13 protein-coding genes and 1 riboswitch are annotated in these 21,670 nt (G+C 74.6%); of the genes, 7 read left to right on the top strand and 6 right to left on the bottom strand.

What is annotated here, in order from left to right; translation table 11 throughout:
* Positions 1–19 precede the first annotated feature (19 nt).
* A complete protein-coding gene (locus R2D22_RS19685; protein WP_318105302.1) occupies positions 20–1,291 on the top strand; it encodes an MFS transporter in 1,272 nt (423 codons plus the stop codon).
* Positions 1,292–1,330: 39 nt separating this feature from the next.
* Here R2D22_RS19685 and R2D22_RS19680 read toward each other — a convergent pair whose 3' ends face one another.
* Positions 1,331–2,956, bottom strand: coding sequence for an ATP-binding SpoIIE family protein phosphatase (locus tag R2D22_RS19680; protein WP_318105299.1), 1,626 nt, complete (start codon positions 2,954–2,956; stop codon positions 1,331–1,333).
* A 105-nt stretch (positions 2,957–3,061) separates the two neighbouring features.
* A complete protein-coding gene (locus R2D22_RS19675; RefSeq protein ID WP_411977151.1) occupies positions 3,062–4,420 on the bottom strand; it encodes an NAD(P)/FAD-dependent oxidoreductase in 1,359 nt (452 codons plus the stop codon).
* Positions 4,421–4,820: 400 nt separating this feature from the next.
* On the opposite strand from R2D22_RS19675, the gene R2D22_RS19670 reads away from it, so the two are divergent.
* Together R2D22_RS19670 and R2D22_RS19665 are read left to right on the top strand one after the other, a co-directional pair.
* Positions 4,821–5,603, top strand: a complete 783-nt coding sequence (locus tag R2D22_RS19670) for a TetR/AcrR family transcriptional regulator (protein WP_318105295.1) — start codon at positions 4,821–4,823, stop codon at positions 5,601–5,603.
* Positions 5,604–5,859: 256 nt separating this feature from the next.
* The gene (locus R2D22_RS19665) at positions 5,860–7,803 is read left to right on the top strand and encodes a sigma-70 family RNA polymerase sigma factor (RefSeq protein WP_318105293.1); all 1,944 of its coding nucleotides are present in this window, start codon (positions 5,860–5,862) and stop codon (positions 7,801–7,803) included.
* Here R2D22_RS19665 and R2D22_RS19660 read toward each other — a convergent pair.
* Both R2D22_RS19660 and R2D22_RS19655 read right to left on the bottom strand, forming a co-directional pair.
* A complete protein-coding gene (locus R2D22_RS19660; protein WP_318105292.1) occupies positions 7,790–11,029 on the bottom strand; it encodes an AfsR/SARP family transcriptional regulator in 3,240 nt (1,079 codons plus the stop codon). The two genes, R2D22_RS19665 and R2D22_RS19660, sit on opposite strands and share 14 nt — an antisense overlap.
* Positions 11,030–11,123: 94 nt before the next feature.
* Positions 11,124–13,244, bottom strand: a complete 2,121-nt coding sequence (locus R2D22_RS19655; protein ID WP_318105290.1) for an asparagine synthase-related protein — start codon at positions 13,242–13,244, stop codon at positions 11,124–11,126.
* A 589-nt stretch (positions 13,245–13,833) separates the two neighbouring features.
* On the opposite strand from R2D22_RS19655, the gene R2D22_RS19650 reads away from it, so the two are divergent.
* The 4 genes from R2D22_RS19650 (at position 13,834) to R2D22_RS19635 (ending at position 18,854) form a co-directional block, all read left to right on the top strand.
* Complete coding sequence (locus R2D22_RS19650) at positions 13,834–15,309, top strand: NsdA family TPR-like regulatory protein (RefSeq protein ID WP_318105289.1); 1,476 nt, start codon at positions 13,834–13,836, stop codon at positions 15,307–15,309.
* A 107-nt stretch (positions 15,310–15,416) separates the two neighbouring features.
* The gene (gene lhgO / locus R2D22_RS19645) at positions 15,417–16,619 is read left to right on the top strand and encodes an L-2-hydroxyglutarate oxidase (RefSeq protein ID WP_411977050.1); all 1,203 of its coding nucleotides are present in this window, start codon (positions 15,417–15,419) and stop codon (positions 16,617–16,619) included.
* 161 nt (positions 16,620–16,780) lie between these two features.
* Positions 16,781–17,506 carry a tRNA (guanosine(46)-N7)-methyltransferase TrmB gene (trmB, locus tag R2D22_RS19640; protein WP_318109875.1) on the top strand — a complete coding sequence of 242 codons (726 nt, stop codon included), beginning with the start codon at positions 16,781–16,783 and terminating at the stop codon, positions 17,504–17,506.
* Positions 17,507–17,543: 37 nt separating this feature from the next.
* Positions 17,544–18,854, top strand: a complete 1,311-nt coding sequence (locus R2D22_RS19635; protein WP_411977049.1) for a PrsW family intramembrane metalloprotease — start codon at positions 17,544–17,546, stop codon at positions 18,852–18,854.
* 96 nt (positions 18,855–18,950) lie between these two features.
* Here the strand turns inward: R2D22_RS19635 and R2D22_RS19630 are convergent, their stop codons facing one another.
* Positions 18,951–20,003: a M23 family metallopeptidase gene (locus tag R2D22_RS19630; RefSeq protein ID WP_411977048.1), complete on the bottom strand. Its 1,053-nt coding sequence runs from the start codon at positions 20,001–20,003 to the stop codon at positions 18,951–18,953.
* 11 nt (positions 20,004–20,014) lie between these two features.
* A riboswitch (cyclic di-AMP (ydaO/yuaA leader) is annotated at positions 20,015–20,148 on the bottom strand.
* A gap of 234 nt (positions 20,149–20,382) precedes the next feature.
* Positions 20,383–21,561, bottom strand: a complete 1,179-nt coding sequence (locus tag R2D22_RS19625) for a PP2C family protein-serine/threonine phosphatase (RefSeq protein WP_411977047.1) — start codon at positions 21,559–21,561, stop codon at positions 20,383–20,385.
* Positions 21,562–21,670: the final 109 nt, after the last annotated feature.

The following is a 21,670-nucleotide window of genomic DNA, read 5'->3' as shown; positions in this document are numbered from 1 at the left end:
CAAGGCGAGGGGTGCAGCGATGCGCCGGATTCAGGCAGGGAGCGCGCTGAGCGCGTTCGGGCTCGGCTTCACCGTGCCGTACCTCTATGTGTACGTGGCGCAGGTGCGGGAGCTGGGGGCGAGTACGGCGGGGGCCGTGCTCGCCGTCTTCGCGCTGGCGGCACTGATGGTGCTGCCGTTCAGCGGCCGGGCGATCGACCGGCGGGGGCCCGTCCCCGTTCTTCTGGTCGCCTCCGTCCTCGCCTCGCTGGGCGCCCTGGGGATGGGCCTGTCCGACAGCGTCCCCGCGGTCGTCGCCTCCGCCGCCGTGCTGGGAGCCGGTACGGCCGTGATGCAGCCGGCGCTGGCCACGATGATCGTCTGGGGCTCCACCCCGGCGACCCGTACCCGGTCCTTCGCCATGCAGTTCTTCCTGCAGAACCTGGGCCTCGGCGTCGGCGGTCTGATCGGCGGGCAGCTCGTCGACGAGAGCCGGCCGGGCAGCTTCATCCTGCTGTTCTCGATCGAGTCCGTCATGTTCCTGGTCCTCGCGGCCATCGTGCTGACCGTGCGGATGCCGGGCTCCCCCGCCCTGCAGGACAGGCGGCCGGGCGACAGGCCGGCCGGCGGGGTGCGTGCGCTGCTCGCGCACAAGGCCATGGTGCAGCTGTGCGTCCTCGGCTTCGTCCTCTTTTTCGCCTGCTACGGGCAGTTCGAGTCGGGGCTCGCGGCGTACGGCACCGAGGCCGCCGGTATCGAGCCGTCGACGCTGGGCATCGCGCTGGCCGCCAACACCGCGGTCATCGTCGTGGCGCAGTTCGTCGTGCTGAAGTTCGTCGAGCGCCGGCGGCGCAGCCGGGTCATCGCGGCCGTCGGTCTGATCTGGGCGCTGGCCTGGATCGTGGCCGGGTACGCGGGCCTGGGGCAGGGCAGCCAGGCGATGGCGACCGCTGCGTTCATCTCCACGTACGCGCTGTTCGGGCTGGGCGAGGCGATGTTGTCGCCGACCGTGGCGCCGCTGGTCGCGGACCTCGCGCCGGAGGCGATGGTCGGTCAGTACAACTCGGCGTTCGCGCTGGTCAAGCAGCTCGCGCTGGCGGTCGGTCCGGCCGTCGGCGGGCCGATGGGCGCCGCGCTGCACGGCCCGTACATCGTGACGTTCGTGCTGTTCTCGCTCGGCATCACCGTGCTGGCGCTGCGGCTGGGCAAGCGGCTCACGCCGGTGCAGGACCAGCCGTCGCTCGCGGTGAAGCCGTCCCGCGTGGTGGCGCGGCACGAGCCGGAGCCTGTCAAGGAGCCGGCCGCGGCCTGAGCCACGACCGTCGTCCCGTAGCCCCTCGCCCTGCCGGGCCTAGTCCGGCAGGGCGAACTCGCACCAGACCGCCTTGCCGCCGCCGGGCGTGCGGCGGCTGCCCCAGGACGAGGCGATGGTGGCGATGATCGAGATGCCCCGACCCGACTCGTCCTCCGACTCGGCGCGGCGGCGGCGCGGCAGATGGTCGTCGCCGTCGGTGACCTCGATGATCAGGCGGCGGTCGGTGCGGCGCAGCCGCAGCCGCATCGGCGGGGTGCCGTGCTGGAGGGAGTTCGCGACCAGTTCGCTGGTGGCGAGGACGCCGAGGTCGCGCAGTTCGACCGGGAAGCGCCAGCTGGACAGGACGCCCGAGGCGAAGGCCCGGGCGCGCGGCGCGGCCTCGACTCCGCCGAGCAGCTCCAGTGCCGCGTTGTGGAAGAGCTCGGCGTCTGCTCCCGTGCGGGAGGGGTGCTGCACGACCAGGACGGCGACGTCGTCGTCGTGCTCGGCGGTGACGCCGAGGGAGCGGAGCAGCCGGTCGCAGACGACCTGCGGGGTGCCGGTCGCGCCGGACAGGGCGCGCTCCAGGGCGGCGACGCCCTCGTCGATGTCCTCGCGCCGGCGCTCGACCAGGCCGTCGGTGTAGAGGACGGCGGTGGCGCCCGGGGGCAGGGCGATGGAGCCGGAGGTGTGCAGCCAGCCGCCGGTGCCGAGCGGGGGGCCGGTCGGGTCCTCGGCACGCCGGACGGTGCCGTCCTCGTCGCGGACGAGGATCGGCAGGTGGCCGGCGGAGGAGTAGACGAGCTTGCCCTCGTTGGGGTCGTGGACCGCGTAGACGCAGGTGGCGATCTGGCTGGCGTCGATCTCGGCGGCGAGGCCGTCGAGCAGCTGGAGGACCTCGTGCGGCGGCAGGTCGAGCCGGGCGTAGGCCCGTACGGCGGTGCGGAGCTGGCCCATGACGGCGGCGGCGCGCACGCCGCGGCCCATCACGTCGCCGATGACGAGCGCGGTGCGGCCGGCCCCCAGGGTGATGACGTCGTACCAGTCGCCGCCGACCGCCGCGTCGGTGCCGCCGGGCTGGTAGGTGGCGGCGATCCGCAGGTCGTCGGGCTGCTCCAGCTCCTGCGGGAGCAGGGAGCGCTGGAGGGTGACGGCGGTCTCGCGGTGCCGGCGCTCGCTGGCGCGCAGGCGTTCGGCGGCCTCGGCGTGGTCGGTGACGTCGGCGGCGTGCACGAGGACGCCGCCTGCCTCGTGGTGCGGGGTGTCGACGGGCAGGCAGCTGACCGTGTACGAGCCGCCGTCGCGGGTGCGGCGGGACTTGACCGTGCGCGGCTTGCCGCTGCGCAGCACCTGGTCCATGAGCGGGAGCAGGCCGAGTTCGTCCGCCTCGGGGCAGGTGTCGGCGACGGTCGCGCCGGCCGGGCGGGGGCCGAAGGCGGCGGCGTACGCGTCGTTGACGTACGCGATGCGGTGCTCGGGCCCGTACACCAGGGCGACGAGGCCGGGGAGGCGGCCGACGACCTCGCGTACGGAGAAGTCCTCCAGGGCGGGGACGTCGTCGGGGAGGGACTCCAGCTGCTGCTCGTACTCACCGCGGGCCGCGGGCACGGAGCCGCGATCGGTCCGCGCCGCCGCGCGGCGCTGCGTACCGGGGAGCCGGGCGCTCCAGCGGGTGAAGTTCACGGATCTCAATGCCTCGTGGTGTCGTTGCCGTGCTGAGTCACTCTGTGCAGGTGTGAGCCCACCTATGGTCACACGTCCAGTGTGACCGAGCGCACTGACAAGGGGTCAGCCGGACGCCGGGCCCTTCTTCGGGCCGTCGGCGGGGCCTTTGTCCGGGCCGTTGTCGGACGCCTTCTTCGGAGGTGCGGCGGCGAGTTCGAACTCGGCGCGCGGGTGTTCGAGGGAGCCGAGAGAGACGATCTCCCGCTTGAACAGCCCGGCGAGGGTCCACTCGGCGAGCACTCGGGCCTTGCGGTTGAAGGTGGGCATGCGGCTCAGGTGGTAGGCGCGGTGCATGAGCCAGGCAGGGTAGCCCTTGAGCTTGCGTCCGTACACATGGGCGACGCCCTTGTGCAGGCCGAGCGAGGCGACCGAACCCACGTATTTGTGGGCGTACTCCTTGAGCGGTTGTCCGCGCAGGGAGGCGGCGATGTTCTCGGCGAGCACCTTGGTCTGGCGGACGGCGTGCTGGGCGTTGGGCGCGCATTCCTTGCCGGGCTCGTCGGAGGTGACGTCGGGGACGGCGGCGGCGTCGCCGGCCGCCCAGGCGTGCTCGACGCCCTCGACGGTGAGTTTCGCCGTGCACTTGAGCCGGCCGCGCTCGTTGAGCGGCAGGTCGGTGTCGGCGAGGACCGGCGCGGGTTTGACGCCGGCGGTCCACACGACCGTCCGGGTCGGGAGGCGGGTGCCGTCGCTGAGGACGGCGACGCGGTCCGCGCAGGACTCCAGGCGGGTCTCCAGGCGCACGTCGATGTTGCGGGCGCGCAGCTCACGGATGGCGTACTTGCCCATCTCCTCGCCGACCTCGGGCAGGATCCGGTTCGACGCCTCGACGAGCACCCACTTCAGGTCCTCGGGCTTGATGTTGTGGTAGTACCGCGACGTGTAGCGGGCCATGTCCTCCAACTCGCCGAGCGCCTCGACCCCGGCGTAGCCGCCGCCGACGAACACGAAGGTGAGGGCGGCGTCGCGCAGGGCCGGGTCGCGGGTGGAGGACGCGATGTCCATCTGCTCGATGACGTGGTTGCGCAGCCCGATGGCCTCTTCGACTGCCTTGAATCCGATGGCGTAGTCGGCGAGGCCGGGGACGGGCAGGGTGCGGGAGATCGAGCCGGGGGCGATGACCAGTTCGTCGTACGTGAGCTGGATGTTGCCGGTGCCCTCCTCCTCGGTGGCGAGGGTGGAGAGCGTCGCGGTGCGCTTGGCGTGCTCGATCGAGTGGACCTCGCCGATGAGGACCCGGCACTTGTCGAGGACGCGGCGCAGCGGCACGACGACGTGGCGCGGCGAGATGGAGCCGGCCGCCGCCTCCGGCAGGAACGGCTGGTACGTCATGTACGGCTCGGGTGTGACCACCACGATCTCGACGGCACCGTCTCTCAGCTCGGCCTTGAGCTGCCGCTGCAGACGCAGCGCGGTGTACATCCCGACGTAGCCACCGCCGACAACGAGAATGCGCGCAGGTTCGGTCACCGTCCCATGACGCAACGCCGTCCGTGGTTTGTCCACAGGCCCGACAAATCATGTGACCGGAGGGGTACGGGGGCGTGGGGTGGCGCACGAGGTCGGTACACGCGGAAGTGCGCAGGTCACCATAGGGGTGGGGGGTGAGTGCAGGGGTCAGAATCGGGAGTGTTCCGGCCCTTGCTCCGATCGGGGGGCGCACCGTACGGAACGGCCCCTTCTGAATTGCTCGCAACTCAACTATGTTCGTACCTCGTCGGGGTGTCGGGTCGGTGTACGAAGACCTGAGCAACGGGACCGATCCCCGGCGAGTCAGGGCGGGGAGTCTCCGGGGGGAGACATCATGAGCGGGGGAACGCTTATGCACATTCAGGATTCTCATTGGCAGGCCGTCGTCGCTTCGCCGACGGACGGCATCGCGACGAACGGACGCGGGACCGCGGGTCCGGTGGGCCGTGCCGCTCCGCTGCGCGTGGACGCGCAGCGGAATCTGGAGCACGTGCTGCGGGCCGCGCGCGAGGTGTTCGGCGAGCTGGGCTACGGCGCTCCGATGGAGGACGTGGCGCGGCGGGCGCGCGTCGGCGTCGGCACGGTCTACCGGCGCTTCCCCAGCAAGGACGTGCTGGTGCGGCGGATAGCCGAGGAGGAGACCTCCCGGCTGACGGAGCAGGCGCGGACGGCTCTCGGGCAGGAGGACGAGCCGTGGTCGGCGCTGTCCCGGTTCCTGCGCACGTCGGTGGCGTCGGGCGCGGGGCGGCTGCTGCCCCCGCAGGTGCTGCGGGTCGGCGTGGACGGGGACGAGCCGCTGGGTGGTCCGGCCGCCGAGGCGGAGGACGAGGCGCGGGTGCCGGCCCAGCGGGGTGCGGCGGTCGGGCAGCCCGAGCTGCGCGTGGTCGCGCCGCGTACGGCCCCGCCGGTCGAGCAGGACGACGCGGGGGCCTCGGAGCTCCTGGAGGTCGTCGGTCAACTGGTGGACCGGGCACGGGCGGCGGGCGAGCTGCGTGTCGACGTGACGGTGGCGGACGTGCTGCTGGTCATAGCCACGGCGGCGCCGTCGCTGCCGGACGCGGCGCAGCAGGCGGCGGCTTCGTCCCGGCTCCTGGACATCCTGCTGGAGGGGCTGCGTTCGCGGCCGTCGTCCTGAGCCCGATCGGTACGTGACCGGGGCCGGGGCGGCGTGTGCCGCTTCCGGCCTCGTTCGGCCGGTTCGGCCGACCGTACCGTCAACCTCACGCGTCACTCGGATCGTTGAGCATTTCACGAACGAGTGATCGGTTACGCCCTTACCCGCGAAGTCGCCCCGGACGAGTGGTTGACCGACGCGGAGGCTCGGCGTAAGCACGCCCTGTGGCACTCTTGGCCGGTGTTCGGGTCTGAGCGTGCAAACGGGGGCTTCCGCGATGAGCGGTGAGGGTCGGGACGAGCCACAGGGCGATCACGGCGGCACGGAGACGGAGCCCGGCGGGCTGCCCTCCCGGCAGGTGCCGAGCCAGGGCGGCCCCCTGGGTTCCACCGGCACACCCTCCGGCAACGCGGCCGGGCGAGCCGAGCACCCCGCCGAGCCCACCGAACCGGTCGACGCGAGCGTGCCCGCGCAGCGCGAGGCCGCCGGCGGCGGATCCGTCCTGCCGCCGCCGCTCGACCTGCCGCCCGCGGACGCCGAACTGATCCAGCGGATGCGGGCCGGCGACGACAGCGCGTACGAGGAACTGTTCCGCCGGCACTCCGAGGCCGTCCGCCGCTACGCCCGTACCTGCTGCCGCGACGCGCACACCGCCGACGACCTGACCGCCGAGGTGTTCGCCCGCACCCTCCAGGCGGTGCGCGGCGGCGCCGGGCCCGAGCAGGCCGTCCGCGCCTACCTGATGACGACCGTCCGCCGGGTCGCGGCGAACTGGACGAAGACGCAGCGGCGCGAGCACCTGGTCGACGACTTCGCGGTGTTCGCGGCGCAGGCCGCGCGCGCCTCCGAGGTCTCCGACGAGGACACGATGGACCTGGGCGCCGACGTCCGCGCCATGCACGAGGCCGAGCAGTCGCTGGCCCTGCAGGCCTTCCGGTCGCTGCCGGAGCGCTGGCAGGCCGTGCTGTGGCACACCACCGTCGAGGAGGAGTCGCCGAGCGAGGTCGCGCCGCTGTTCGGGCTGACCCCGAACGCCACGGCCGTGCTCGCCAGCCGGGCCCGCGAGGGCCTCAAGCAGGCCTACCTCCAGGCGCACGTCAGCCAGGCGCTCACCGCGGGCGGCGACTGCGCCCGGTACGCGGACCGGCTCGGCGCCTACGCGCGCGGCGGGCTGCGGATGCGGGCCGAACGGGGCCTGCGCAAGCACCTGGAGGAGTGCGCCAAGTGCCGCGTGGCGGCGGGCGAGCTTGAGCACGTCAACGCCGGGATCCCGGCGCTGCTGCCGATCGCGGTCATCGGCTGGTTCGCCGCCGGGTACGCGCTCAAGGCCGGCGGCGTGGTGGTCGGCGGTGTGGTGGGCGCGACCGGCGCGGGTGCGGCGGCCGCCGCCACCGGGGCCGTGTCCGGTTCGTCGACGACCGCCGGAGCCTCGTCCGCCGCGGCGGCCGAGGGGCTCGGCGCCCCCGCGAAGGCCGGCATCGCCGCCGCGGTGGCCGTCGCCGCGACCGCGGGTCTGGTCTGGGCGCTGTCCGGTGACCCGCAGGAGCCGGTGGCCAAGCCCCGGCCGACCCCGCCGGCCGCCGCCCCCGCCGTACCGCCGCCGGCGCCCGCCCCGAAGCCCACCCCGATCCCGCCGCCGCCCCCGGCCCCGGAACCGGCCCCGAAGCCCAAGCCGACGCCCACCCCGACTCCCCCGCCGAAGCCGGCGCCCGAGCCGGTCCCGAAGCCCGCGCCGACCCCCAAGCCCACCCCGAAGCCCAAGCCCAGGCCGAAGCCCGCGCCGGCCGACTACCGGATCAGCCAGCTGGAGTACGGCACCTTCGGCGACGGCACCAAGCCCGAGGTGCGACTCGGCGAGAGCAGCTGGATGTGGCAGCGCACCGGCCTGTACATGGGCGGCACCCGGTACGCCCACGGCGTCAGCGTGCACGCGCCGTCGTCCCTGGTCATCGATCTCAACCGGCAGTGCAGGAGCTACGACGCGGTGGCCGGCATCGACGACATGAGCGCGGACCTCGGGGTCGGCGGGGTGCGCTTCGTGGTCCTCGCGGACGGGAAGCGGGTCTGGCGGTCCAAGGTCGTCGAGGCGGGTGACCCGCCGGTCCCGGTGCACGTGCCGCTGTCCGGGGTCCGCACGATCACCCTGGTCGTCGAGCCGCACACGCCGTTCGGGCGGGCGGCGATCGCCGACTGGGCGGATTCCCGGATCAGCTGCTCCTGACGGCCGGTTCGTCGCCGCCCCGGCCTCGGCCCTCCGGGGCGAAGCCGGCCGCGAGGGCGAGCAGCGCCTCCACGTCCAGTTCCGCGCCCGCCGCGTGCTCGGCCGCGTACCGCTCCTCGCCGAGCGCGTCCCGCCCCCGACCGGCGAGGAACTCCAGATCCCGCCGCTCCGGAGCCGACAGCGGGAACGTGCCGCGCCGCGTGGCGGCGGCGCCCATCGCCCGTGCCGCGGGTCCGGCCGCCCCGGCGAGCAGCAGCGCCGTCGCCAGGACCTCGGTGAGGTGCACCATGATGACGTCGACGCACTGCGCCTCGTGTGCCAGGCGCAGTGCCTCCGCCGCCTGCGCGACGGCCGCCGCCCCTTCGCCCTCGAACGCCCGGACCCGGGCGTCGAGCCCCATGACCGCCGCGCCGAAGTGCGGCGGCGCGGCGCCCACGGCCATCAGTTCCATGGCGACGTCGAGATGCGCCCGGGCCTCCGCGACGTCGCCGCGGTCCATGGCGAGGGCGCAGCGCATGAACAGGACGTAGGACCGGGACTCGTTGACGTGGTACCGCTCGGCCTCGGCGGCGGCCTCGGCGAGGCCCTTCACGGCCGCCTCGGTGTCGCCGGCCCGGTAGCGGAGTTCGGCCAGCCGCGCGAGCAGGAACGGCGCCTCGGCGTGCGCGCCGACCTCGCGGGCGAAGCCGAGCGCCTCCTCGTACGCGGCGCCGGCGTCCTCGTACCGGGCGCGCATCATGTGCGCCTCGGCGGCGGCGCTGGCGACCTGGGCGCTCATCCAGCGGTCGCCGACCCGGCGGGACAGGGCCCGCAGTTCGACCAGGTCGTCGTCGATGCCGTCCATGCCGCCGGGCATGTCGATGGCCATGTGGGTACGGAACATCAGGGTGACACCGGTCTCCCACTCGCCGCCGTACCGGCGGCAGTTGTCGACGGCGATGTCCAGGAGGCCGCGCACGCCCGACGGGTTGTCCGTCAGGTAGGCGGTGAACGGCCAGAGCAGGCCGGGGAAGCGGGCCGCCTGCGGCCCGGGCTCGGAGAAGGCGGCGCGGACCCGGGCGACGAGCGCGACGAGCTCCGGGTCCTCGCGGTAGTCGCTGATGAGGTGGCTCTCCACGGCCAGGAAGAACTGCATCATCCGCAGCTGCATCCGCGGCCAGTAACGCGGGTCGTCCCGGTCGGCCGGGTCGTCGCCGAGCGCGACGGCGCGGTCGACCCAGGCGACGCCCTCCGGGCGGTAGTTGCGCAGCCACCAGAACCAGCCCATGGCGAAGACCAGCCGGAGGGCGGCGGGTTCGTCGCGGTCGGTGAGGACGGTGCGGTGCAGGGCGGCGCGGATGTTGTCGAGGTCGGTCTCGATCCGGTCGATCCAGGGGAGCTGGTCACCGGAGCGGAGCCGCGGCTCGGCGGTCTCGGCGAGGGCGGTGAAGTGGGTGGTGTGGGCGGCCTCCGCGGCGGCGAGCACGGCGGGGGTCTCGGCGGCGCGCTCGGTCGCGTACTCGTGGACGGTCTCCAGGAGCCGGTAGCGCATCCCGTCGCCGTCGGCGGGCGCGGCGACGACGAGGGACTTGTCGACGAGGGCGCCGAGCGGGCCGGCGGCGTCGGGGGTGAGCGCCTCGGCGGCGGCGAGGTCCCAGCCGCCGGCGAAGACGGAGACCTGGCGCAGCAGGGTGCGTTCGGCGTCGTCGAGGAGGTCCCAGGACCAGTCGACGACGGCGCGGAGGGTCTGCTGGCGGGGCAGGACGGTGCGGCTGCCGCTGGACAGCAGGCGGAAGCGGTCGTCGAGCCGGTTGGCGATCTGGCGCGGGGAGAGCAGCCGGAGCCGGGCGGCGGCGAGTTCGATGGCGAGCGGCAGGCCGTCGAGACGGCGGCAGATCTCGTCGGTGGCGGCGGGGTCCTCGTCCGGGTCGAAGTCCGGGCGGACTGCGCGGGCGCGTTCGGCGAAGAGCCGGTGGGCGGGCGCGGGCGGGAGGGGTTCGACGGGGCGAACGGCCTCGCCCGGGACGCCGAGCGGTTCGCGGCTGGTGGCGAGGATGCGGAGATCGGGGCAGTGGGTGAGCAGGGTCTCGGCGAGGGCGGCGGCGGCGTCGACGACGTGCTCGCAGTTGTCGAGGACGAGGAGGAGGGGGCGGCGGGCCAGGTGCTCGACGAGGGCGGCGGTGGGGTTGTCCTGGAGCGGCTGGCCCTCGCGGGTGATCAGGTTGATCTCGCGGAGCCGCAGCGCGGAGAGGACGGCGCCGGGGACGGCGTCGGGGTCGTCGAGCGGGGCGAGTTCGGCGAGCCACGCGGTGGGCCCGGCGGCCTGTTCGGCGAGCCGGGTCTTCCCGGAGCCGCCGGGGCCGGTGAGGGTGACGAGGCGGGAGCGGGAGAGGTCGGCGCGGATGGCGTGGAGTTCGGGCTCGCGGCCGACGAAGGAGGTGAGCCGGGCCCGGATGTTGCCGGGCTCGTACGCGGGGCCGTCGGCGGGCGCGGCCGGTCCGGGCGCGGGCGCGAAGGACGGCGCCGGATCCGGGTTCAGCAACTCCTGGTGCAGGGCCTGCAGTTCCGGCCCCGGGTCGGCGCCGAGCCGGTCGGCGAGGGTGCGGCGGGCGTCCTCGTACGCGGCGAGGGCGTCGGCGGTACGGCCCTCGGCGCGCAGGGCGCGGACGAGTTGGGCGCGGAACGTTTCGTCGTAGGGGTGTGCGTCGGTGAGCTCGGTCAGCTCCGGTACGAGCCCGTCTGCGGCGCCGCGCCGCAGGTCGGCCTCCACCCGCAGCCGTACGGCCTCGAGCCGGCGCGCCTCGGGCCGGACGGCGGCGCTGCGGTCGGCGAGGTCGGCGAGCGCGGGCCCGCGCCAGAGGGCGAGCGCGGTACGGAGCCCGGTCGCGGCGGCGACGGCGTCGCCCGCGTCGAGGGCGGCGGACGCGTCGGTGAGGGCGCGCTCGAAGCCGTACAGGTCGACGTCCTCGCGCGCGGCGACGAGCCGGTAGCCGGGACCGGGGGTGGCCTCGACGGCCTCCTTCCCGATCGCCCGGCGGAGCCGCCCGACGAGGGCCTGGAGCGCGGCGGGCGCGTCGTACGGCGGCTCGTCCCCGTACACGTCGTCGATCAGCTCGACGACGGACACGGTCCGCCCGGCGCGGTACGCGAGCGCGGCGAGCACCGCCCGGACACGGGGCCCGCCGAGGGGAAGGGGTGCGCCCTGACTGTCACGCGCTTCGGTCACACCGAGGATGAGATACCGCACCGGGTCATTGTCCCCGGGGACCTCCGCGTACGCCTCGGGGTTTCGCCGCCTCGCGGTTTCGCCGCCTCGCGGTTTCGCCGCCTCGGTACGCCGCCTACCCCAACGACGCCCGCGTCGGGACCCCGCCCGCGACCGCGCGCAGGCGGGGGGCCGCTGTGCCGGTCCAGCAGGTGCCGCGGCGGGCGAGGAGGCGGCGGAGCCAGAGTTCGGTGGAGACGAGGTCGGCGAGGCCGTCCAGCGGGACCGGTTCGCCGTCGGCGGCGGCTCGTAGGGCGCGGCGGACCACGCGGGCCTCGATCAGGCCCGCGTCGGCGAGGAGCGGGGCGGTGAAGAGGGCCAGGAGCTCGGGGAGGGCTTCCCGCAGGCCCGCCCGTGCCGGCGCGGCGCCGCCGGCCGCCGCGCCCCAGCCGGGCGGCAGGTCGTGGATGCCGGCGCCGGCGAGGACCGAGCGGAGGATCGTCGCCCGCGCGTCCGGCTGGACCCGCAGGGATTCGGGGAGTTCACGGCAGGCCCGGACGACCTGGTTGTCCAGGAACGGCGCGTGCAGCCGCTGGCTGCGGATCTCCGCGGCCTGCTCCAGGACGCGGTGGTCGGCCGCCGCCCGGGCAAGGGCGGCCCGCGCCCGGGACTCGCCCGGCCGCTGCACGGACGTCGGCAACGTCGCGGCCCGGTTCAGCCGAACCGATACTTCGGCGAGCGCCTCCCCCGTCAGCCAGCGCGCCGCCGGCCCCGGCCGCGACCAGGTCAACGCCGCGAGCGAGGCCCCCAGCGGGCCCTGGGCCGGCACGGTCGCGCGGTTCGCCTCCAGCAGGCCGGCCGCCGCCGTCTCCAGTCCGGTGCGGTACGGCGTACGGGCGAGGCGGCGGGCCGCCCGGTACACGGTCAGCGGCACGAGCAGCGCCTCCGCCGACGCGCCGGTCGCCTTCGCCAGCGCGGTCACCGGCCGCACCAGCGACCTGCGCCGCCGGTCCATCAGCAGGTCCGCGAGCCGCGCCGGGTGCGCGTCGAGGACCTGCCGGGCACCGAGCCCGGTGAAGTGGTCCGCGCTGCCGGCCCCGAGCCGCCGCCGGTGCCGCTCCGCGGTGACCAGCGAAGGACCCGGCTCGTCGGTGAGCGGGCCCTCCAACTCGGCGTACGGCAGCGCCTCCTCGCGCGCCGCGACGACGACGTGGTGCAGCCGCGGGTTCGCCGCGATGACCCGGGCCCGCTCCAGTTCGTCCTCCCGGCCCCGGGTCGCCAGGTCGTTGAAGGTGACGGCGAGCAGCCGCTCCCCCGCGCCGGTGCCGTGGCCGAGGATCGTGCCGGGTACGCCCGGCAGCCCGGCGGCGAGCAGCGCGAGCGTGCCGGAGGCGCTGCCGCCCGACAGGTCCGCGCCGATGCCGGGCGCGGGCCCGGCGCCGCGGGCGGCCCGCCGTTCGGCCGGGCCCATGCCGGGGACCGGCCCCGGGTCCGGCGGCAGGGTCTCGGGCGCGTGCCGGGGCGCGGTGAGCCGGGCCCGTACGGCCTCCACGAGCGCGTCCCGCACCCCGTCGACAGCCTGCCGGGGGTCCTTCTCGGGGGCGGCGACCGCGAGCGAGGCGACCGGCTCGTACCCGGTGATCTCGCGCGAGCCCTCGCGCAGCACGAGCGCGTGGCCGGGCGGGATGCGCCGGACCCCTTCGTACGGGGTGGAGTCGCGCAGCGCCTCAGGGGTCTCGGGGCAGGCGAGGAGCGCGGCGAGGTGCCCGATGTCGAGCTGCGCCTCGATGAGGTCGGCGAGCGGCAGGGCGGCGGTGGCGTACGCGGTGCCGCCGGCCCACGGCGTGTGGAAGACGGGCCGCGCACCGGCGAGGTCGCCGGTGACGGTGATCCGGCGGCCGGCCTGCACGACGACGGTGTAGCTGCCCGCCCAGGCGGTGAGGTGCCGCAGCGCCCCGCCGCGCGCCGCGAAGAGCGCCACCTTGAGTTGCTCGTCGCTCGCCGCGCAACAGCCCAGCACCGCAAGGCGGGTGTCGGCGTCGACGGAGACGACGCGGACCTCGTCGGGGCGCCAGTCGCCGACCGCCCAGAGCGGATCGGGGTCGCCCCACAGGAGTTGGGCGCCGACCGGGTGGAGGGTGAGCCCTTCCGACTCGTCGCCGTACGCGCCCGCGGCGTCCGGGCCGCCCGCCGGACCGACCCGCGTACGCGTACCGAAGCGCGCGGCGATACTGCTCCAGCCCACCAGCCACCGCATCGCTGCCTCCACAGACTGTGGACAACTTTCGTCGCGTCCAGTGGAGAACATGCTGCCACGACAAACGGCGTGCGGGAGCGGCTCCGGGTCGCGCACGCAAAACGCGAATGCGCCCCTGGCATTGGCCAGTTGCCGACGGTCGACACCAGTGCGACGAACCGTCGTCATTCGGCCAATCTCGGCACGGGACGGTTCGGGCGTGTCGCCCTGCGTCAGGCTGCCGCACCCGGCACCCGGTGACAGTCCGGGAGGCGCCGCTCGCCTCCCGGACCCGTCCGCCGCCCGCGGGGATTGGGGCGGCGGTATCCCCCAGCCCACTGCCGCTTCGCGCAGCGGGCCGACCCACGCATCACCCATGGAAGCGCTCCCCCCGACACCGGACGAGAGCGCACGGGTGGGCGCACGGCCACACACCCGGAGCACAAGGACCGGCCGCCGAGCCTCCGCCATCCCCCCGTACGCACCACAATCCCGCCATAGGGAACACCGCCTCTTAACGGTCGGGATGCGGCGAACTACGCTGGGTTTACGAATGCCGCACGCCTATGCCGGGCGGTGCGGCGGCCGTCGGTGTGTCGAGGGGTGACGCATGTCCAGGGAACAACGCGGGCCGAACGACAAGCTCGGCACGGTTCTCGCCCTCGCGGGAATCAGCAACGCCGGGCTCGCCCGGCGCGTCAACGACCTCGGTGCGCAGCGCGGCCTGACGCTCCGTTACGACAAGACGTCGGTGGCCCGGTGGGTGTCGAAGGGCATGGTGCCGCAGGGCGCCGCCCCACACCTGATCGCCGCCGCGATCGGGCAGAAGCTCGGCCGTCCCGTCCCCCTCCACGAGATCGGGCTCGCGGACGCCGACCCGGCGCCGGAGGTGGGCCTCGCCTTCCCGCGGGACGTGGGCGAGGCGGTCCGCTCCGCGACGGATCTGTACCGGCTGGATCTCGCCGGTCGGCGCGGCGGCGGAGGCGGGATCTGGCAGTCGCTGGCGGGATCCTTCTCGGTCAGCGCGTACGCGACCCCGGCCTCCCGCTGGCTGATAACCCCCGCCGACTCCTCGGTGGAGCGGCTCGCCCCGGCGGCCGGAAACGGCATCTCGAACGGCACCACCGGCGGCGGCAGCGGCCCGCCCGAGAGCGCCGACGAGGGGCACGCCCGCGTCGGCCACAGCGACGTCGCCAAGCTCCGCGAGGCCGCCGAGGACGCCCGCCGCTGGGACTCCAAGTACGGCGGCGGCGACTGGCGTTCCTCGATGGTGCCCGAGTGCCTCCGGGTGGACGCGGCGCCGCTACTGCTCGGCTCGTACTCGGACGAGGTCGGCCGCGCCCTCTTCGGCGCGACCGCCGAGCTGACCCGGCTGGCCGGCTGGATGGCCTTCGACACCGGGCAGCAGGAGGCGGCGCAGCGGTACTACATCCAGGCGCTGCGGCTCGCCCGCGCCGCGGCCGACGTCCCGCTCGGCGGGTACGTGCTCGCCTCGATGTCGCTGCAGGCCACCTACCGGGGCTTCGCCGACGAGGGCGTGGACCTCGCCCAGGCGGCCCTGGAGCGCAACCGGGGCCTGGCGACCGCGCGCACCATGTCGTTCTTCCGGCTCGTCGAGGCGCGGGCGCACGCGAAGGCGAACGACGCGGCGGCGGCCGGCACGGCCCTGAAAGCGGCGGAGGGCTGGCTGGAGCGCTCCCGGGCCGGCGACGCGGACCCGTCCTGGCTCGGCTTCTACTCGGAGGACCGGTTCGCGGCGGACGCGGCCGAGTGCTACCGGGACCTGAAGGCGCCGCGGCAGGTGCGGCGGTTCACCGAGCAGGCGCTGTCCCGGCCCACGGAGGAGTTCGTGCGCTCGCACGGCCTCCGTCTCGTGGTGAGCGCGGTGGCCGAGCTGGAGTCGGGGAACCTGGACGCGGCCTGCGCGCAGGGGGTGCGGGCGGTGGAGGTCGCAGGTCGGATCTCGTCGGCCAGGACCACGGAGTACGTACGGGACCTGCTGCACCGCCTGGAGCCGTACGGGGACGAGCCGCGGGTGATGGAGCTGCGGGAGCGGGCCCGGCCGCTGCTGATGGCGCCGGCGTGAGGCCCCGGCCCCCAACCGAAGCGTCGGCGTGACACGCGTCCCACCGGGTGGGCGTTTAACGGGAATGTCAGTGGGCCAGTGCACTATCGGGGTGGGAGGTGGCACTGGTGTCCGGGTCCAGGTACACGTTCGACTGTGACGTGCTGATCGTCGGCGGCGGAATCGTCGGTCTGTCGACGGCGTACGCGCTGACGCGCGCGCGGCCGGGCACACGCGTCACCGTCCTGGAGAAGGAGCTCGCCCCGGCGCGCCACCAGACGGGGCGCAACAGCGGGGTCATCCACAGCGGGATCTACTACCGGCCCGGCTCCCTGAAGGCACGGTTCGCCGTCGCGGGCGCGTCGGAGATGGTCAAGTTCTGCGCCGAGTACGGCATCCCGCACGAGGTCACCGGAAAGCTGATCGTCGCCACCGGGCGGGACGAGTTGCCGCGGCTGCACGCCCTGGTCCAGCGCGGCCGGGAGAACGGGATCCCGGTGCGCGAGCTGGGGCCCGCGCAGATCAGCGAGTACGAGCCGCGGGTGCGCGGGATCGCCGCGATCCACGTCGGCACGACCGGCGTGTGCGACTACGGGGCGGTCGCGGCGCAGCTCGCGGAGGCGTCGGGCGCGGAGATCGCGTACGGCGCGGAGGTCGTCACGGTCGACCGGCGGCCGTGGGGCGTGGCGGTCCGCACGGCGGACGGGCGGATCGTCCGGGCCCGGGTCCTGGTGAACTGCGCGGGCCTGCACTGCGACCGGGTGGCGCGGCTCGCGGGCGACGACCCGGGGATGCGGATCGTGCCCTTCCGCGGGGAGTACTACGACCTGGCACGGCCCTCGCTCGTGCGCGGCCTGGTGTACCCGGTGCCGGATCCGGCGTTCCCGTTCCTCGGGGTCCACCTGACGCGCGGCGTCGACGGCGGCGTCCACGTCGGGCCGAACGCGGTGCCCGCGCTGGCGCGCGAGGGCTACGGGTGGACGACCGTCCGCCCCGGCGACGTGGCCGGCACGCTGGCCTGGCCGGGCTCGTGGCAGATCGCGCGGCAGCACTGGCGGTACGGGGCAGGCGAACTGCGCCGGTCGGTCTCGAAGCGGGCCTTCACGGAGGCGGTCCGCAGGATGCTGCCGTCGGTGGAGGAGTCCGACCTCCGCCCGGCGCCGGCGGGCGTCCGCGCGCAGGCGGTCCTCAGGAACGGCACGCTGGTGGACGACTTCCTCATCCAGGAGTCCCCCAGAACCGTCCACGTCCTGAACGCCCCGTCCCCGGCGGCGACGGCGTCCCTCCCGATCGGCCGCGAGATCGCCACCCGCGCACTGAAGCATCTGTAGCGCCCACCCCCACCGCCGTGTGGGCAATCGTCCCGCAGGGCGGCGCGGGTGTGCGCCGCCCCCGCGGGGCGCCTGGACACGACGGGGCGCGCCGTACCATGGAACGCACTGTGTCTGAGATTCGTGAAACCGCCCCCGCTCCCGCCCGCCGCGGCAGTCGTATGTTCGCGCCCGGTGAGGGCCCCGCGCCCGACCCCGCCGGGTCGCACCACGAGCGGCGGATCCGGAGCTTCCAGCCGCGCCGCAGCCGGGTGACCGCCGGGCAGGCCGAGGCGATGCTGAAGCGCTGGCCGGACTGGGGCTTCGACATCGACGGCAAGCGCGTCCTGGACCTCGGCGCGATGTTCGACGGCCGCCCCGTCGTCCTGGAGATCGGCTTCGGGATGGGCGAGGCCACCGCGCAGATGGCCGGCGCCGACCGGGAGACCGGCATCCTCGCCGTGGACGTCCACACCCCCGGCCAGGGCAACCTCCTCGGTCTCGCCGACCGCAACGGCCTCGACAACGTCCGGGTCGCCAACGGCGACGCGATCATCCTGCTCCGCGAGATGCTCGCCCCCGACGCCCTCGACGGCGTCCGCGTCTACTTCCCGGACCCCTGGCCCAAGAAGCGCCACCACAAGCGCCGCCTCATCCAGCCCGAGTTCCTCAGCCTCGTCGCGACGCGGATGAAGCCCGGCGCCGTCCTGCACTGCGCCACGGACTGGGAGGAGTACGCCGAGCAGATGCTCGAGGTGCTCTCCGCGCACCCCGACTTCGAGAACACGGTCGCCGACGGCGGCTACGCGCCCCGCCCCGCGTTCCGGCCGCTCACCCGGTTCGAGGGCCAGGGCCTCGACAAGGGCCACGTCGTCCACGATCTGCTGTTCCGCCGGAACGCGAAGTAGCACGCGGCGCCCCGCACCCCCCGGCTACGGTCGAGGGGTGCCGAACCATCCGGTGGCGCCGAGCCATCCCGTACCGCCCGCCGCCGCGCCGACCGGCGTTCCGGAGGACCGCGCCCAGTGGCGCTACCGGCCCCGGCTCTCGCTCGGGCGCCGTCGGGTGCTGCGCGCCGCCGCGGTCTTCGCGGTGCTCGCGCTCTGCGGCCTGGTGATCCTCGCGCTGGTCCGCGAGGAGACCGGCACCGAGGGCCTCCTCGTCGGTCTCGGCCTGGCCGTCCTGCCCGTACCGCTGCTGATGACCGTGTTCCGCTGGCTCGACCGGGTCGAGCCGGGCCCGTGGAAGAACCTGCTCTTCGCGTTCGCCTGGGGCGCCTGCGCCGCCGCCCTCGTCGCGATCCTGGCGAACTCCTTCGCGGTCCGCTGGATCGCCTCGGCCACCGCCGACGCCTCCGACGCGGACACCCTCGGCGCCACCGTCGTCGCCCCGGTCGTCGAGGAGAGCGCCAAGGCCGCCGCCGTGCTGCTCCTCTTCCTCTTCCGCCGCCGGAACTTCACCGGCCTGGTCGACGGCGTGGTCGTCGCCGGCTTCACCGCGACCGGCTTCGCGTTCACCGAGAACATCCTCTATCTCGGCAGCGCCTTCGGCGAGGACCAGGAGTTCGGGGCCACCGGCATCGGCTCCGCGACCGTCGGGACCTTCTTCGTACGGATCGTGATGTCGCCGTTCGCGCACCCGCTGTTCACCGTGCTCACCGGCATCGGCTTCGGGCTCGCCGCGTCCGCCGCCCGCGGCCGGCGCGCCCGCCGCGTGCTGCCTCCGCTCGGCGGGCTGCTCCTGGCGATGGGGCTGCACGCGGTGTGGAACGGCTCGTCCGTCCTCGGCCCGTGGGGCTTCTACGCCGTGTACGGGGCGTTCATGGTGCCCGCCTTCGCCCTGCTGACCTGGCTCGCGGTGTGGAGCCGGCAGCGCGAGCTGCGGACGATATCCGGACGGCTCCCGGCGTACGCGGCGGCCGGGTGGCTCGCCCCCGCCGAACCGCTCGCGCTCTCCTCGATGCGGGCCCGCGCGATGGCCCGCGCCTTCGCCTCGCGGACGTACGGCCCCGACGCGGCGCGGGCGGTCGGCGAGTACGAGGCGTTCGCGACGACCCTGGCGTTCCTGCGCGACCGGGCCCACCGCGGGGCGGCGGACCCGGACTTCCCGGCGCGCGAGCAGGAACTGCTGCACCACCTGTGGCAGCGCAAGGCGGTCGCCTCGCCGGCGCTCACGTACGCGGCACGGGCGACTGGCCGCGCCTGGACCCCGCCGCCTCACCGGGACTACGCGACGCCGAACCCGTACCGGGGCTGAGTGCCCACCCACCTGAGACACGGAAGACGCAGAAGACGCCGACCGGTTGTCCGGTCGGCGTCCTGCGTCAAGCGTCGGATCGAGGGGCCTCGTCCGTCAGACCGACAGGCCCTTGTCCCGCAGCCAGGCCGCCGGGTCGATACCCGAGCCGCCCGGGGTGTGGACCTCGAGGTGCAGGTGCGGGCCGGTGACATTGCCGGTCGCGCCGACGCGGCCGATGGTGTCGCCGGTGCCCACGGACTGGCCGACGCCGACGGTCATCGACGACAGGTGGCAGTACCAGACCTCGGTGCCGTCCGCGAGCTCCAGGACGATCCGGTAGCCGTACGAGCCGGACCAGCCGGCCGACTTCACGGTGGCGCCGTGCACGGCCTTGACCGGCGTGCCCGTGGGCGCCGCGAAGTCGAGGCCGGTGTGGTAGCCGGAGGACCACATCGAGCCGGCCTCGCCGTACGTCGAGGTGATCGAGTACGAGGACGTGGGCAGCGCGTAGGCCGCGGCGAGCGCCGCCTTGCGGGCCGCCTCGGCCTTGGCCGCGGCCTCCGCCTCGGCCTTCGCCTTCGCCTCGGCGGCGGCCTTCGCGGCGGCCGTCTGCTGGGCCTTCGCCTCCGCGGCGGCCTTCTCCGCGGCGGCCTTCTCGGCCGCGGCCTTGGCCTCGGCGTCGGCGGAGGCCTGCTGCTGCTCGGCCTGCTGGAGGATTCGGGCGCGCAGGGCCTCGCCCGCGCCGCCCGCCTCTGCGGAGGCCTGCTCCCCGTCGGCGGCGGGCAGGGCCAGGGAGGCGTTGAGCGGTTCGAGGTTGCTGCGGTCGCCGGTCTCGTCGTCGCCGGAGATCAGGCCGCCGACGCCGGGAAGGTCCTTGGCCTCGGGGAGATCCACCCCGGGCACGTCCATGTCCGGCAGCGAGATGGCGACCGGGGGCTTGTCCTGCGCGGTGGCGATGCCACCCGCGCCGACGGCCGCGATGACGCCGACGCCGAGGACGGTGGAACTACGGGCGATGCTGCGCTGCTTGACGACGCGGTGCCGGCCGCGGACCGGACGGAGCGACTCCTCGCTGGGGTTCCACTCCTCCGCATACTCGCCTCCCCCAGTCATCGGGGCGCCATAGGCGTCGAAGTGGGTCTCGGGAGCAGCAGGGTTGGACGCCACGGAGGCGCACTCCTTTCCTTCCTTCTCGCCTACCGGGTTAGCTGACGGGTTCGGAGCAGGAAGGTCTCCTACGGGTCAGGTTCGACCCGATTCACCCCAAGTGGTGGTTCCCCGGTTCCCTTTCGGGATTCGGCGCACGCGCGCGGTGCCGTCTCTGACGACGGCTGGGCGACCGCGCTGCGTTATCGAACGTTAATAGACACCGGGGTCCGATTCCAAGCTGTTCCTGTTGATCGTTAACGCCATTGGCCTGGACTTAACCAGCCACAACGGGGTGGAAACGGGCGAGTTGACCGCGCCTCACAGGGTGCGGCCGGGACCTTCTGCTCTTGACGGTGCGTCAGCCGTTATCTCTCCGAGATCCCGCAACTACCCATCGTCACGGCACCACCGGGATCGTCCGGCGCCGCTCCGGCTGGCCCGCCGCCGGCCGGCTCACCGCCAGCAGCGCCATGTCGTCCGTCGATCCGCCCCCGGTGTGCCGCCGGACGTCGTCGACCAGTGCGTCCAGGAGTTCGTCAGGCCCCGGGAAGAGCCGCCCGGCCAGCCGCTCCGCCGGATCGTAGAACTCGCCGTCCGCGCCGCGCGCCTCGGACAGCCCGTCCGTGTAGAACAGCAGCGTCGCTCCGGGCGGGCAGGGCCGTTCGTCGACATGGTCCGGCCAGGCGGCGAGGTCGCCCATGCCGAGCGGCAGCGCGGCCCGGGTCGGGACCAGCCGCTCCATTCCCCCGTCCGTGTGCAGCAGCAAGGGCTCGGGGTGCCCTCGGTTGACGATCCGTACCCGGTCGACGCCGCGCGGGATCTCCGCGAGCACGGCCGTCGTGAAGCCCTCGACGACGTCCAGGCCGCCGCCGCGCCGGGTCCCCTCCCGGGCCAGCGCCCGTTCCAGCCGCTGCGCCACGCCGTCCAGGCCGGCCTCCTGCTCGGCCGCCTCCCGGAAGGCACCGATGATCACCGCCACCGCCTCGACCGCGTCGAGCCCCTTGCCGCGTACGTCGCCGACGACCAGCCGCACCCCGTGCGGGGTGTCCTGGACGGCGAACAGGTCACCACCGATGAACGCGTCCGCCTGCGCCGCCTCGTACCGCGCCGCGATGTGCAGCCCGCCGATCCGCTCGGCGGGCGTGGGCAGCACGGCGCGCTGCGCGGTCTCGGCGATGACCCGCGCGGACGCCAGCTGTCTGCTGCCGCGCCGCACCACCCGGTTGCTCAGCAGCGCGAGCGCCGAGACCGTCAGGACGGTGAGGGTCTCGATGATGGCGGGCACGTCGGTGGCCGTGTCGTTGTACGTGTGCAGGGCGACGCTCATCACGACGGCGACGACGGCCGTCAGCAGCGTCGTGCGGAACGAGAAGAACGGGGCGGCGATCAGCGGGGCGGCGGAGTAGAACGGGGCGGCCGTGTACTCCGGCGGGGTGGACAGGTCGAAGGCGGCGCCGCCGACGATGAGGAGCGCGGGCAGCGCGCGCACGAACCGCCGCGCTCCCGGAGGCTTCGGGTCGTCCGCCGCCGCGTCCCTCCCCGGGCCCGGCCCGTCGTCCGCATCTCGTCGCCCCACCTGTGGTCTCCCTGCCGGTCCGCCTGGGGTGCGGACGGTACTCCGCCCCACTCAGGCTGGCCGGAGCCGCGCCCTGCGGCGACCCGCCGTCGGCCGTCCGGGGGAAGCG

This window comes from Streptomyces sp. HUAS YS2, from assembly GCF_033343995.1.
Taxonomy (GTDB): Bacteria; Actinomycetota; Actinomycetes; order Streptomycetales; family Streptomycetaceae; genus Streptomyces; species Streptomyces solicathayae.
The sequence above is the reverse complement of the archived record's forward strand: the minus strand, read 5'-3'. Positions and strand labels throughout refer to the sequence as shown.

Coding starts and splice junctions, on each gene's coding strand:
- R2D22_RS19685 (WP_318105302.1), top strand. CDS start 20: ATGCGCCGGATTCAGGCAGGGAGCGCGCTGAGCGCGTTCGGGCTCGGC.
- R2D22_RS19675 (WP_411977151.1), bottom strand. CDS start 4,420: ATGTACACCGCGCTGCGTCTGCAGCGGCAGCTCAAGGCCGAGCTGAGA.
- R2D22_RS19670 (WP_318105295.1), top strand. CDS start 4,821: ATGCACATTCAGGATTCTCATTGGCAGGCCGTCGTCGCTTCGCCGACG.
- R2D22_RS19665 (WP_318105293.1), top strand. CDS start 5,860: ATGAGCGGTGAGGGTCGGGACGAGCCACAGGGCGATCACGGCGGCACG.
- R2D22_RS19655 (WP_318105290.1), bottom strand. CDS start 13,244: ATGCGGTGGCTGGTGGGCTGGAGCAGTATCGCCGCGCGCTTCGGTACG.
- R2D22_RS19650 (WP_318105289.1), top strand. CDS start 13,834: ATGTCCAGGGAACAACGCGGGCCGAACGACAAGCTCGGCACGGTTCTC.
- trmB (WP_318109875.1), top strand. CDS start 16,781: ATGTTCGCGCCCGGTGAGGGCCCCGCGCCCGACCCCGCCGGGTCGCAC.